This window comes from Pseudomonas fildesensis, assembly GCF_001050345.1.
Classification (GTDB): domain Bacteria; phylum Pseudomonadota; class Gammaproteobacteria; order Pseudomonadales; family Pseudomonadaceae; genus Aquipseudomonas; species Aquipseudomonas fildesensis.
In genome coordinates this window covers 34,406-47,339 of record NZ_LFMW01000018.1, presented here as the reverse complement: position 1 = coordinate 47,339, position 12,934 = coordinate 34,406, and the positions used below count along the sequence as shown (strand labels likewise).

The 12,934-nt window shown below is 62.2% G+C and carries 17 protein-coding genes; 3 read left to right on the top strand and 14 right to left on the bottom strand.

What is annotated here, in order from left to right:
• Positions 1-58: 58 nt before the first annotated feature.
• Positions 59-1,255: an MFS transporter gene (locus ACR52_RS23245; protein WP_048729938.1), complete on the top strand. Its 1,197-nt coding sequence runs from the start codon at positions 59-61 to the stop codon at positions 1,253-1,255.
• 6 nt (positions 1,256-1,261) lie between these two features.
• Here the strand turns inward: ACR52_RS23245 and ACR52_RS23240 are convergent, their stop codons facing one another.
• From ACR52_RS23240 to ACR52_RS23230, 3 genes are all read right to left on the bottom strand, one after another.
• Positions 1,262-1,666 (bottom strand): type II toxin-antitoxin system HicB family antitoxin, encoded by a 405-nt coding sequence (locus tag ACR52_RS23240; RefSeq protein WP_048729935.1) that lies wholly within the window; start codon positions 1,664-1,666, stop codon positions 1,262-1,264.
• Between the two features lie 11 nt (positions 1,667-1,677).
• A complete protein-coding gene (locus tag ACR52_RS23235) occupies positions 1,678-1,866 on the bottom strand; it encodes a type II toxin-antitoxin system HicA family toxin (protein ID WP_048729932.1) in 189 nt (62 codons plus the stop codon).
• Between the two features lie 176 nt (positions 1,867-2,042).
• Positions 2,043-3,164: a cytochrome P450 gene (locus ACR52_RS23230; protein WP_048729929.1), complete on the bottom strand. Its 1,122-nt coding sequence runs from the start codon at positions 3,162-3,164 to the stop codon at positions 2,043-2,045.
• Between the two features lie 73 nt (positions 3,165-3,237).
• Here ACR52_RS23230 and ACR52_RS23225 point away from each other — a divergent pair, with 73 nt between their 5' ends.
• Positions 3,238-3,933: an ArsR/SmtB family transcription factor gene (locus ACR52_RS23225; protein ID WP_048729925.1), complete on the top strand. Its 696-nt coding sequence runs from the start codon at positions 3,238-3,240 to the stop codon at positions 3,931-3,933.
• Positions 3,934-4,001: 68 nt separating this feature from the next.
• Here the strand turns inward: ACR52_RS23225 and phnN are convergent, their stop codons facing one another.
• Positions 4,002-4,562, bottom strand: coding sequence for a phosphonate metabolism protein/1,5-bisphosphokinase (PRPP-forming) PhnN (gene phnN, locus ACR52_RS23220; RefSeq protein ID WP_048729920.1), 561 nt, complete (start codon positions 4,560-4,562; stop codon positions 4,002-4,004).
• Between the two features lie 489 nt (positions 4,563-5,051).
• Here phnN and ACR52_RS23215 point away from each other — a divergent pair, with 489 nt between their 5' ends.
• Positions 5,052-5,327 (top strand): DUF6124 family protein, encoded by a 276-nt coding sequence (locus ACR52_RS23215; RefSeq protein WP_048729915.1) that lies wholly within the window; start codon positions 5,052-5,054, stop codon positions 5,325-5,327.
• Between the two features lie 162 nt (positions 5,328-5,489).
• On the opposite strand, the gene ACR52_RS23210 is transcribed toward ACR52_RS23215, so the two are convergent.
• The 10 genes from ACR52_RS23210 to ccmA all read right to left on the bottom strand — a co-directional run bounded on the left by ACR52_RS23210 (position 5,490) and on the right by ccmA (position 12,862).
• Positions 5,490-5,885, bottom strand: a complete 396-nt coding sequence (locus ACR52_RS23210; protein WP_048729911.1) for a lipoprotein — start codon at positions 5,883-5,885, stop codon at positions 5,490-5,492.
• 15 nt (positions 5,886-5,900) lie between these two features.
• Entirely contained in the window at positions 5,901-7,091 is a 1,191-nt protein-coding gene (gene ccmI / locus ACR52_RS23205; RefSeq protein ID WP_048729909.1) for a c-type cytochrome biogenesis protein CcmI, read from the bottom strand.
• The gene (locus tag ACR52_RS23200) at positions 7,084-7,557 is read right to left on the bottom strand and encodes a cytochrome c-type biogenesis protein (protein WP_048729906.1); all 474 of its coding nucleotides are present in this window, start codon (positions 7,555-7,557) and stop codon (positions 7,084-7,086) included. The genes ccmI and ACR52_RS23200 overlap by 8 nt, the downstream gene beginning before the upstream one ends.
• The gene (locus tag ACR52_RS23195) at positions 7,554-8,090 is read right to left on the bottom strand and encodes a DsbE family thiol:disulfide interchange protein (protein WP_048729904.1); all 537 of its coding nucleotides are present in this window, start codon (positions 8,088-8,090) and stop codon (positions 7,554-7,556) included. Before ACR52_RS23195 ends, ACR52_RS23200 begins: the two co-directional genes overlap by 4 nt.
• Positions 8,087-10,075, bottom strand: coding sequence for a heme lyase CcmF/NrfE family subunit (locus ACR52_RS23190; RefSeq protein WP_048729900.1), 1,989 nt, complete (start codon positions 10,073-10,075; stop codon positions 8,087-8,089). The genes ACR52_RS23195 and ACR52_RS23190 overlap by 4 nt, the downstream gene beginning before the upstream one ends.
• A gap of 3 nt (positions 10,076-10,078) precedes the next feature.
• Positions 10,079-10,546 carry a cytochrome c maturation protein CcmE gene (ccmE, locus tag ACR52_RS23185; RefSeq protein WP_048729898.1) on the bottom strand — a complete coding sequence of 156 codons (468 nt, stop codon included), beginning with the start codon at positions 10,544-10,546 and terminating at the stop codon, positions 10,079-10,081.
• On the bottom strand, positions 10,543-10,719 hold the full coding sequence (gene ccmD, locus ACR52_RS23180; protein WP_003172771.1) for a heme exporter protein CcmD: 177 nt from the start codon (positions 10,717-10,719) through the stop codon (positions 10,543-10,545). Before ccmD ends, ccmE begins: the two co-directional genes overlap by 4 nt.
• Entirely contained in the window at positions 10,716-11,471 is a 756-nt protein-coding gene (locus tag ACR52_RS23175; protein ID WP_048729895.1) for a heme ABC transporter permease, read from the bottom strand. Before ACR52_RS23175 ends, ccmD begins: the two co-directional genes overlap by 4 nt.
• Before the next feature lie 90 nt (positions 11,472-11,561).
• Positions 11,562-12,230: a heme exporter protein CcmB gene (gene ccmB, locus ACR52_RS23170; RefSeq protein ID WP_048729894.1), complete on the bottom strand. Its 669-nt coding sequence runs from the start codon at positions 12,228-12,230 to the stop codon at positions 11,562-11,564.
• Positions 12,227-12,862 (bottom strand): cytochrome c biogenesis heme-transporting ATPase CcmA, encoded by a 636-nt coding sequence (ccmA, locus tag ACR52_RS23165; RefSeq protein WP_048729892.1) that lies wholly within the window; start codon positions 12,860-12,862, stop codon positions 12,227-12,229. Before ccmA ends, ccmB begins: the two co-directional genes overlap by 4 nt.
• Between the last annotated feature and the right edge of the window lie 72 nt (positions 12,863-12,934).

Sequence of the window (12,934 nt, the reverse complement as noted above, 5' to 3'; positions counted from 1 at the left end):
CCGCAAGGTCTTGTCTTTACTCTCGCTCGCCATCTTCCTTCGCTTTTATGAGAACAGCATGAACGCTACCCCACCCGCTACAACCACCATGACCCGAGGCAGGGTGATGCTGTTTGCGTTCTTCTGCGGCGCCATCGTCGCCAACATCTACTACGCCCAGCCGATCATCGAACTGATCGCGCCAGACATCGGCCTCACGCCCGCCATGGCCAGCCTGATCGTATCGCTGACGCAAGTCGGCTACGCCCTGGGCCTGTTCTTCCTGGTGCCCCTGGGCGACCTGCTGGAAAACCGCAAGCTGATGATCGGTACCACCGTGGTGGCCATCGCCAGCCTATTGGGTGCCGCGTTCACCGAGCAGCCGAACCTGTTCCTGCTGGTGTCATTGCTGATCGGTTTCAGTTCGGTGTCGGTACAAATCCTGATCCCGATGGCCGCGCACCTGGCGCCGGCTGAATCCCGTGGCCGAGTGGTTGGCAGCATCATGGGCGGCCTGTTGCTCGGCATTCTGCTGGCACGGCCAGTGTCCAGCCTGGTGGCGGACCACTTCGGCTGGCGCGCGATGTTCATGGCCGCTGCCGCATTGATGGCGATCATCAGCGTGGTGCTGCTGATCACTATCCCCAAGCGCCAGCCCGACCACAGCGCCAGCTACGGCCAACTGCTGCGCTCCCTGGGCACCCTGCTGCGTGAACAACCGCTGTTGCGCCAACGCGCCTTTTATCAAGGCTGCATGTTCGCCACCTTCAGCCTGTTCTGGACTGCCGCCCCACTGGAGCTAGTGCGCAACCACGGCCTGAGCCAGACCCAGATCGCGATCTTCGCCCTGGTGGGTGCCATCGGCGCCATCGCCGCCCCCATCGCCGGGCGCCTGGCCGACGCCGGCCACACCCACCGCGCCTCGTTGCTGGCCATGGTGTTTGCCGTATTGAGCTTCCTGCCGGCGTTCGTGCACCCGTTGTACAGCGTGATCGGCCTGGCCGTGACCGGCGTCGTCCTGGACTTCTGCGTGCAGATGAACATGGTGCTCGGCCAACGTGCGATCTACGCCCTTGACGCCAACAGCCGCAGTCGCCTGAACGCGCTGTACATGACCAGCATCTTCATCGGCGGCGCCTTCGGCTCAGCGATTGCCAGCAGCGTGTATGAACACGGCGGCTGGCTCGGTGTAATGCTGGTGGGCAGTGCGTTTCCGCTGGTGGCGTTGCTGCGCTTCCTGAGTGCTTCCCGTGGCGTATCGGCCGCTACCGCCTGATTGCCCTCAGGAACGCACCAACTTCTCCAACGCCGCATCCGCCAGAAATGACGAGCGGCTTTTGACCTTGTGCTCCCGCACATAACGGTCGATTCGCTGGATGACATAACCGGGCAAGGTCACATTGACCTTCTCGGTCTTGCCCAGATAGGGCGAGATATCCAGTTCCAACATGCCCCAGCCCATCCCGGCGTAGTCCTCGTGCGCATGATGATTGGCCACCGACGTCGGCATCGGAATCACCCCGCCCTCTGCCGCGATCTCTTGCAGCATGATGTGCGCAACTTCCACCGCAGCGTTGTAGGCCTCTTCAAAACTGTCCCCAGCGGTGACGGCGCCCGGAATATCGGGGATCTGAATACCGGTGGCGGTGAAGTCGTCGCCCCATTCGATACAGATTGGGTATTGCATGAATGCTCTCCTTAAAACTGAAACAGCCCGGCGCGTTTCCTGATGCTTCTGACGGTGCCCAAGGGAAGATCCTTCTTGGAGTGAGGCACCGGGATCGTGTACGGGTTATAGCGGTGAGTAAAAATGTGATGACTGCACGTGATCCGATCCAGCACCCAACCCGCCTCTTGCAACGCCTTGATCAATAGCCTGCTTTGCACCCCAGCCTCCTTGGCTTGGCCCGAATAAAAGTAACCCTAGAGTTATCTTTACTCAAGCACAGAATTGTTCTGCCTGACTGGCGGTTGTATTGCGGGGTATTGAAAACACTCAACGGGGCAGGCCCGGTACTTCCCGAAAAGGCCAGGCACGAGCGTTTGTGGAGTCCGTGGAAAGTTTATTGATTGAGAGCCCCGTCCTCGAACCGAGGGATACGGCCATTCAGGGACGGCCAGTAGCTGAACCGGCCAGCACCCGCGATCGATTCAGGCTGACGGCGCAACAACGCCAGGACGGCCTGCGACGCAATGGTCGAGGCAATCTTTTGGCCAGGGCATTGATGCTTGCCTGAGCCAAAACTGAAGATTCGCCGAGGCGCTCGTTCGAGCAGGAAGCTGTCCGGGTCGGGGTTCGCGTCGGGGTCTCGATTGGCGGACGCCAGCAACACCAGAACCGTGTCCCCCGCCTCCAGAACACGGTTGCCAATCGTGCAACGCGCGGCAACGAACCGCCGAGTGTTTTGCACCGGCGAATCGTAACGGGCCACCTCTTCCACCAAGGCGACGGCCAGCGCCGGTGTACGTTGAAGCTGTTCAACCAGATCGGGACGTCGATGCAGCATCACCAGCGTATTGCCAATCAGGCCGGCGCTCGCTTCGCAGGTCTGGGACAGCAAGCCGATCAGGTTGGCGGTCAATCCGTCGGGGCTACCCCAGTCGCGCGTGCGGATATGCGCCAGCAGCCCCGCCTCCTCCAGCACGCCGTCGAACATCTGCCTCAATCGCGTTGCTGCGCCATCCGCGTCGCGCAATTGGGCGGCATCGCTCAGTGGCGTGAGGCACGCGACGAAATCCCGTGTCAGCGCGGCGACGGTTGCCAGTTGATCTCTGGGCACCCCCAACTGCAACGCAATCACTGAGACAGGCAATGTGAACATCAACGTATTGAGGTTATCCATGGTGTCGATGAGTTGCCCCACCCCGTTCGCACTATCTTGCGCAGCCAAAGCAGCCAACGCCGGTGCAATCGCGGCCCTCGGGCATGCATGAGCGGCCCCCTCATTCATGCGCATCAACTGCGCAAACACCTGCCCGGCCGGGCCCTGCGCAATCGCTGCCGGAACCGGCTCGTGGGACGGACGCACGTGACAGTCGGGATGCGCCAGAACCGCCTCGACCGTCTTCGCACGGCTGGCAATCCACACGTTCAGAACCGTATCGAACAGCAACTCGCTGTCGAGCCTGAGGCCTGCGTAATACGCATAGGGATCAGCATGAGTAGCAGCTTGCAACGGTGTCATTCGGCACGTCCTGTTCACAAAGAAGCGTTACTATCGCCCCCTCACACGGCAACGCTTCGCCCAGGAACGAAATATGGACGCCCACGACGATGACGCCGCCCTCTCCCAAATCGCCGGTGCAATCGCGGAGCCTGCGCGCACGAAAATGCTCTGCTCGTTGATGGACGGCCATGCGCGTACCAGCACCGAAATGGCCGTGATTGCCCAAGTGAGCGCCTCCACGGCCAGTGCGCACCTGGCCAGGCTCAAGGACGACGGGTTGATCAAGCTGCATACCCAGGGACGTCATCGTTACTACAGCCTCGCCGGCCCGCACGTGGCCAAGGCGATTGAAGGTTTGATGGTGATCAGCCGAAACAGCGCAAAGGCCTTTGTGCCGAACACACCCAATCGCTTGCAGTTTGCGCGCACGTGTTACGACCACATGGCCGGCACGTTGGCGGTACAGCTGCATGACCATTTCATCGCGTCCAGCTGGCTGATTGGCGACGGCACCTATGAGCTTACGGCTCACGGCGAAGAGGCAATGGTAGAGCTTGGGGTTGATGTGGCTGCGCTACGCTCGCAACGCCGGCGTTTCGCGTGTTCATGCCTGGACTGGAGCATGCGTCGGCCCCATCTGGCGGGGGCGTTGGGCGCGGCAGTCCTGCAAAGCTCGATACGCCATGAATGGGTCACCCAAGACCTGGACAGCCGCGCGCTGGGATTGACCATCAAGGGCCGCAAGGCATTGTTGAGCCGGTTTGGAATACACACAGATCATCTGTAGGCGCTGGCTCGCCGTTCAGATAACCCGGCCCTCCCAGCGGACGCTGCCGAGCAGGGTCACGCGCATACCTAATGCCCGTGGTCGAGGCAGCACAGCAAGCGCTCGACGGTATGCTCCAGCGGGCCGGAGTTATCCAGTACGAACAACCCCGCGCCATTGCCGGCGATCAGTTCCTCGGTGAAGCGTGCATTGCGCGCCAGGCGCGCTTCGATATCCGCCAGGGACTCACGCCCCCGCGCGACCAAGCGCTGGCGCAACACGGCTTGATCAACCGTCAGCAACAGCACCAGCAGGTTCGGATAGCGTTCGCGGGTCTGCGCCAGGTGCGCACGGGAGCCGTTGACCAGCACGTCCTCCCCCGCCGCCAGCCAATCGTCGATGTCCCTGGGAATGCCATAGCACAACCCATTGGCGTTCCAACTGAGCGCAAACGCGCCCTCGGCCTCCAGCGCGGCGAACTGCGCCGGGCTCACACCCTGCGCCGCCTCGCCCACCGCTTCCGCCGAACGGGTGATCACGCGGCGCACAATGCGGCAGCCGCGCTCGGCCAAACGGGGGCGTGCGGCATCCAGCAGGCTGTCCTTGCCCGAACCCGATGGTCCGATGAGATAGATCAACCTGCCTTCCATCAAAACACTCTCTTCGCTTGTCGCAATACTGGTGGGACTATGCGGCGCCTGGCTTGCAACAGGTTAGCCAGTTGGTAGTCACAGGAAAGTATACGCAGCAATCCCTCGGCAGGCAGGCCGGCGACTGTGTACCGCCGAAGTTCTGAGCCTGGAGTCATTATTTTACTTTCACGCAGTACGACGGTAGACGGCGGGACTCCAGATCCACACAGGACCTTTCCTACAATCTCTGTGGCTTGCAGTTGCTATAACGCACCGTTAGCCTCTCGCAGTCGCTGCTCATCAGCGATCGGGTTTGGTCGCCCGGGTTAGAATGGCGCACAGTGCCGCGCAAGCGGCATTATTGTGCTCGCGTTATGGCGAGCTGTGCGTGGGAGGGCTTAGGCCCTGCCGGGTTTCCATTCCCTGGTCGACCAACCTGCGTACAGCTCGCCACCCTTCTGCTTGGTCGCGGATGTGGTGAGCTCCAACTGAATGGAGATTTGCCGCGTGAAAAAAGTTACTCCAAATCCCCCGCCATCCCACTCGGATGACACTCCACAAACCCCACCCGACATCGTCTTCACCGTCCGTCCCGGCCTCAGCACCGAAGCTGCCTTGAGCAATGCCAGCGAGATGCTTGAATCGGCGACTGTCTGTGCGTACGACTGTGCCGAGCACCTGGATGGCTCAAGCCGCAAGCAGCTGCTGGCGGTGGTGCAGATGGTTGAGATTGCGCAGCTGTTGGTGGATGCGGCGCTGGAGCGGGAATGCCCGGTAGCCTGATAGCTCGGTGATTCCCTGTGGGAGGGGGCTTGCTCCCGATAGCGGTGGTTCAGTCACTGATGGGCTTAATGTCACACCGCTATCGGGAGCAAGCCCCCTCCCACAGTTGATTGCATTTCAAGTCGAGAATAAAAAAGGCGACCTTTCAAAGGTCGCCTTTTGTCATTGCGCGTACTGCTTGCTCAACCCCGGCGGCACGCCCTGCACGTCGGTCTCTTCCCACGGCCCATTCGGGCTGATGGAGCGGCTCCAGCCATTGCTCCAGCGGTAGTAGGTGCGCTGGCGGTAGAAGGTGTCGGGCTGGTCATCCAGCACATACACCTGCATCTTGCCGTCCCAGTGGCTGGCGGCACCCGGTGGTGGGGCGAAGGTTGGCGACTTGGTTGGCAGCGGTTTCGGCGCTGGGGTCACCGGGCCGGAAGGCTTGGTGCTTGGTTGCGTCGACGGGCCCGACGGTGGGATGGTCGGGCCGGTGTGGGCAGGGGGTGGCCGGTGGACCGCACAAGCGCTCAAGCCCAATACCAGGCTGAGCAGGGTGATTCGTGCAATGGCGGTCATAGGCGTTTCCTCGAATTACTTGTCCGGACTGTCGATGGTCAACTGCTGCAGCGCAGTGGTGGAGCTGGCCAGGGGTTGGCTGCGGCCGATCCACTCGCCAGCAGTCGGTTGACCGGCCCGGGATATGCGCGCAACCAGTTGGACTTCGGGGAAGTTCGACAGTTTCAACTGCGGCATCATCGCATCGGCATCGCCCAGTTCGACGGTGACGGGCAGGTCGGCGACGGTGACTCGCTTGGCCGCCAGCGGCGCAGGCGGGCCGGAGACGGCGCGGGCGAAGATGAACACGCTGTCGCTGGGCAGGGCTTTGGCCTTCACGTCAGCCGACAAATCCACACGCACTTTCAGAACCGCCTTAGGCGCTTGGGCGACGGTGCCACCGCTCTCTTTGAGCTTTTCTGCAGCGCGGTCGATGCCGCCCTGCAGCGCTGCGCGGGAATTGTCTTCAGGTGGCAGTTGGGCCAACAGGCGGCTCCAGTAATCAATCGCCTCCTGATAACGCTGGCCTTCAAACGCTGCGATACCCAACAAACCGAGGCTGGTAACTTCCTTCGGATCCAGCTTCAAGGCTTCATCGGTCAAGGCCTGAAGCTTGGGCGACCACTGTTTGTTGTCGGCAAAATACTGCGCCTGGGCCCACTGGCCGAGCAGTTCCGGCTGGCGACCGGCCAACGCTACAGTGCGTTCGAAGACCTTGGCTGCATCGGCCGAACGGTCCTGAGCCATATAGGCGCGACCGAGGAAGTACAGGCCTTCCGCCGAATCCGGCTGGGCAGCGGCGGCGCGTTCCAGGCGGCGGGTCATGTCTTCCATGGACACCGGCGGCTGGGAGAATTCGCGGGTCAGTTCGACCTTGTCGCTCGCCCCATAATGCAGGTACAGCGCAACGCCCAAAACCGGCACCAGAAACGCCGCCAAAAACGGCAATGGCTTGCCCAGACGCGATTCGCGAGGCTTTTCCACGCCTTCGGTGTCAGCCAGCAATTCGCGGGCGGCTTCGGCGCGGCCGGTGTCGAGTTGTGCGGCATTGAGCACGCCCTCGTCCTGCTGCACTTGCAGCTCGGCGACACGTTCTTGATACAGCGCCACGTTCAGCGCGGTGCGATCCTCTTCACGCTGGGCACGGCGGCCGCGCAACACAGGGATCAACAGGAAACTCAGGGCAATCAGAAGCAGCAACCCGGCTGCGAGCCAGAAATCAATCATCAGTCTTGGTGTCCAGCAGTTGGTCGAGGCGTTGGCGCTCTTCAGGGGATAGCGCGTCGGACCCATCGGAAGGCGCGGCGCGGCGACGGCGGAGGATCACGGCCATTACCGCTACACCGGCCAGCAACAGCCCGGCGGGGCCAAACCAGAGCAGCGCGGTCTTGCCGGTGAGGGCCGGTTTGTAGCGCACGAAATCACCGTAGCGGTCGACCATGAAGTCGATGATCTGCTGGTTGTCCTTGCCCTCCCCCAGCATGCGGAAGATCTCTTTACGCAGGTCGGCGGCGATCGGCGCGTTGGAGTCGGCGATGTCCTGGTTCTGGCACTTGGGGCAGCGCAGTTCCTTGGTCAGCTCGCGAAAACGTTCGCGGTCACCGTCCTTGGCGAACTCGTAAGTATCGATGGCGGCGTGGGCCATACCGGCCAAGCCCATCGCGAGGACTGCGGCGACTAACAGGCGCTTCATGGCTTGGCCTCATCAACCAGGGCCTGGTATTTGGCAGCGAGTTGCTCGCGCCAGACCACTTCGTCGATCACACCGACGTATTTGTCGCGGATCACGCCCTTGGCATCGATAAAGAAAGTTTCCGGGGCGCCGTATACGCCAAGGTTCAAACCGAGGTTGCCCTCTTCATCGCGGATATCCAGCTGGTACGGATTGTGGAACTCTGCCAGCCACTTCAAGGCCGCCGCATTGTCGTCCTTGTAGTTGATGCCGTAGATCACCACGCCCTTCTCGGCCAGCTTATTGAGCACCGGGTGCTCGACGCGGCAGGAGATGCACCATGTGCCCCACACGTTGACCAGCGCCGGCTTGCCCAGCAGGTCGGCCTGGGTCAGGGTCTTGTCGCCCTGCACGGAGGGCAGATTGAACGCGGGGAACGGCTTGCCGATCATCGCCGAGGGCAGCTCGGCCGGGTCCAGGTACAACCCGCGATACAGAAACACTGCCACCAGCAAAAACTCCGCCAGCGGCACGACCATCAACCAACGCTTCATACCGCCGCTCCTTGCAGGCCCAGCGCTTCACGCACCCGGCTTTTGACCTTGACTCGATAGCGCCGGTCCAGCGCCGCGAGCAAACCACCAAACCCTGTGAGCAAGCCACCAAACCAGATCCAGCGCACGAACGGTTTGACGTGCACACGCACCGCCCAGGCGCCGTCGCCCAAGGGTTCACCCAGTGCCACGTAGAGGTCACGGGTGAAGCCGGCGTCGATACCGGCTTCGGTCATCATCGAACTTTGCACGGTGTACAGGCGCTTCTCCGGATGCAGCACGGCGATTTCCTTGCCGTTTCGTACTACACGCACGGTGCCTTTGTCGGACGTGAAGTTCGGCCCTTCGAAATGCTTGGCGCCTTCGAAGATGAACTGGTAACCGGCCAAATCCATTGACTCACCCGGTGCCAGGCGCAGGTCGCGCTCGGCGCTGTTCTGGCTGGAAAGCACCACGCCGAGGGCACATACGGCGATGCCGATGTGCGCGATCTGCATGCCCCAGTAACTGCGGGTCAGCGTCGGCAGGCCTTTGATCAGGCCTTTGTGGCGGGTCTTGTCGATGAGGTCACGCACGCCGGCCAGCAACACCCAGGCGGCGAGCATGAAGGTGGCGAGCACCGCCCAGTTGAAATCGCCGTAAGCGATACCGGCGATCACGGCCAAGGCGGCGCTGCCCAGCAGGACGGGGATGAGCATGCCCACCAGCCATTTCACCGGGGTGTCTTTCCAGCGCACCAGCATGCCGACCGCCATCACCACCATCAACAGGCCCATCAACGGGATAAACAACGCGTTGAAGTACGGCGGGCCGACCGACAATTTGGCGCCGGTCAGGGCGTCCAGCACCAGCGGGTACAGGGTGCCGAGCAGGATCATCGACGCGGCGACTATCAGTACCAGGTTATTGCCCAGCAACAGGGTTTCACGCGACCACAGGTTGAAGCCGACATGGCTCTTGACCACCGGCGCACGCAACGCAAACAACGTCAACGAGCCGCCGACGACAAACAACAGGAAGATCAGGATGAAGACGCCACGCTCCGGGTCAGAGGCAAACGCATGCACCGAGGTCAGCACGCCCGAACGCACGAGGAAGGTGCCGAGCAGGCTGAGGGAAAATGCTGCGATGGCCAGCAGCACGGTCCAGCTCTTGAATACGCCGCGTTTTTCGGTGACGGCCAGCGAGTGAATCAGCGCCGTGCCGACCAGCCAGGGCATGAAGGAAGCGTTTTCCACCGGGTCCCAGAACCACCAGCCGCCCCAGCCGAGTTCGTAGTAGGCCCACCACGAGCCCAGGGTGATACCGATACCGAGGAAGGCCCAGGCGACTATGGTCCACGGCCGCGACCAGCGTGCCCAGGCGGCATCGAGACGCCCGCCGAGCAAGGCGGCGATGGCAAAGGCAAAGGCCACGGAGAAGCCGACATAACCCATGTAGAGCATCGGCGGGTGCACGATCAGGCCGATATCCTGCAGCAGGGGGTTGAGGTCGTGCCCGTCGACCGGGATCTGCGGCAGGATGCGGGTAAACGGGTTGGAGGTCATGATCAGGAACAGCAGGAAGCCGATGCTGATCATGCCCATCACCGCCAGCACCCGCGCCAGCATCACTTGCGGCAATTGGCGCGAGAACACCGACACGGCGAAGGTCCAGCCGCCAAGGATCAATGCCCACAACAGCAACGAGCCTTCGTGGGCACCCCACACGGCGCTGAACTTGTAGTACCAGGGCAAAGCGCTGTTGGAGTTATTGGCAACATAGGCGACGGAAAAGTCGTCGGTCATGAAGGCGTAGGTCAGGCAGCCAAACGCGAACACCAGGAACGCACACTGGCCCCAGGCGGCCGGCTGCGCCAGGCTCATCCACAGGCGGTCACCACGCCAGGCGCCGAGCAACGGCACCACGGCCTGCACGATGGCGAAGCACAGGGCGAGGATCATCGCCAACTGGCCCAGCTCTGGAATAAACAGTGCGGACGTCATGGCTTAGCCCTCCTTGGCAGGCTGTGGAATAGCGCTTGGCGCGGATTGGCCGCTGTCTTTCAAGGCTTTGGTGACCTCAGGCGGCATGTATTTTTCATCGTGCTTGGCCAATACCTCATCGGCCACCACCACGCCGTCGGCGTTGAGCTTGCCCAGGGCGACGATGCCCTGGCCTTCGCGGAACAGGTCCGGAAGGATGCCGCGGTAGCTGATGGTCACGGACTTGCTGAAGTCGGTGACCACAAAGGACACGTCCAGGGAATCGCCGGAACGCTTCAGCGAGCCCTTCTCCACCATGCCGCCGGCGCGGATGCGCGTGTCCAGCGGGGCTTCGCCGTTGGCGATCTGGGTCGGGGTGTAGAACAGGTTGATGTTCTGCTGCAGGGCGCTCAAGGCCAGGCCGACGGCTGCGCCGACGCCCACCATAATTGCAAGGATGATCAACAGACGCTTTCTACGCAGCGGATTCACTTTTCGGTCTCCCGGCGCAGACGACGCGCCTCTTGTTGCAGGTAACGCTTGCGGGCCAGGATCGGCGCGGCGACGTTGAGGGCCAGCACCGCCAGGCAAATGCCATAGGCCGTCCAGACATACAGGCCGTGGTGGCCCATGGCGAGGAAATCACTGAAAGAAGCAAAACTCATCCACGCGCTCCCAGGCAGGTTTGCACTTGCGCCTTGACCCAACTGGCGCGGGCTTCACGCTTGAGCACTTCGAGGCGCATGCGCATCAGCAGCACGGCACCGAAAAAGCAGTAGAACCCCAGCACCATCAACAGCAGCGGCGCCCACATTTCCACGGGCATCGCCGGTTTTTCGGTGAGGGTAAACGTGGCGCCCTGGTGCAGGGTGTTCCACCACTCCACCGAGTATTTGATGATCGGGATGTTGATCACACCGACGATGGCCAGCACCGCGCAGGCCTTGGCGGCGCTGTCACGATTGCTGATTGCGTTGCCCAAGGCAATCAGACCGAAGTACAGGAACAGCAGGATCAGCATGGACGTTAGTCGCGCATCCCACACCCACCACGAACCCCAGGTGGGTTTGCCCCAGATCGCGCCGGTGACCAGCGCCAAGGCGGTCATCCACGCACCGATGGGCGCGGCGCATTGCAGGGCCACATCCGCCAGTTTCATCTTCCACACCAGGCCGACGATGCCGCACACCGCCAGCATCACGTAGCAGGACTGGGCCAGCATCGCGGCGGGGACGTGGATATAGATGATGCGAAAGCTGTTGCCTTGCTGATAATCCGGCGGCGCGAAGGCCAGGCCCCAGACCAGGCCGGTGCCGATCAGCAAGAGGGCGGCGATGCTCAACCACGGCAGCAGTTTGCCACTGATGCCGTAGAACCATTTGGGTGAGCCGAGCTTGTGAAACCAGGTCCAGTTCATTGCTATATCCATCACGGTTGCGTCTTGTGGTTGCAAGAAGCGTAGGGCCTTTCTTATGTTGAAGAACGGGTTACACGTAACCAGACTTCATTATTCGCCGACGCTGATCTTCAGGCCGGCCGCTATAGCAAAGGGTGTCAGGGTTACCGCCAGGGCGGTCAGGCTACCCAGCCACAGGAGGTAACCGGTCGCCGGCATGCCCATGAGCGCGGCCTGCAAGGCGCCGCTGCCCAGGATCAATACCGGGATATACAAAGGCAAAATCAGCAGGGCCAGCAACAGGCCGCCGCGCTTCAAACCGACGGTCAGCGCCGCGCCCACCGCGCCCAACAGGCTGAGGGTCGGCGTGCCGAGTAACAAGGAGAGAAGCAAAACCGGCAGGCACTCGGTGGGCAACCCTAGCATCATCGCCAGCAACGGTGAGAGCAACACCAGCGCCAGGCCGGAAAAAGCCCAGTGTGCCAGTACCTTGGCCAGTACCAGAAGTGGCAGGGGGTGCGGCGAAAGGACCCACTGTTCGAGGGAACCGTCTTCGAAATCACTGCGAAACAGCCCGTCCAGCGAGAGCAGGACGGCTAAAAGTGCCGCCACCCACACCAGTCCCGGCGACAAGGTTTGCAACAGTTTAGTCTCGGGGCCGACCGCCAACGGGAACAGCGCGATCACGATGGCGAAGAACACCAGCGGGTTGGCCAGCTCGGCCGGGCGGCGGCACAGCAGCCGCGCTTCACGGGCGACCAGCAAGGCGAACACACTCATACCGACCACCGCCCCAAATCCAGGTCGCGGTAACCGGCGGGCATACGCGCCAGGGTGTGGTGAGTGGTGAGCACTACCAGGCCGCCCTGCTCACAGTGGCGGGCCAAGTGTTCTTCGAGCTGCGCGACGCCTTGTTTGTCGAGGGCGGTGAAGGGTTCGTCGAGAATCCACAGCGGCGGGCCGGGCAAATACAGGCGCGCCAGTGCCACGCGGCGCTGCTGGCCGGCGGACAGGGTGTGGCAGGGAACGTCTTCAAAACCCTTGAGGCCGACCGCGGCCAGGGCTTGCCAGATGGCGTCGCGCGTTGCTGGATGATGCAGGGCGCTGAGCCAACTGAGGTTTTCTTCGGCGGTGAGCACGTCCTTGATCCCGGCGGCGTGGCCGATCCAGACAAGGCTGCGCGCAAGCTCAGTGCGTTGCTCGTTCAGGGGCTTGCCGTTGAGTCGCACCTCACCGGCCGTGGGTTGCATCAACCCGGCCAGCAGGCGCAGCAGGCTGGTCTTGCCGCTGCCGTTGGGGCCGCTGACCTGCACCATGTCGCCGCCCGCCAAGCGCAGTTCGAGGTGCTCGAACAGCAGGCGCAGGTCGCGTTCACAGGCAAGCGCTACGGCTTCAAGAAGAGGGCTGGTCAAGAGATCGCGGGCCTTTACGGTTCAAGTCGGCGGTGCAGCAGCCGTTATAGAGAGAAGCACAATAACGGCTTT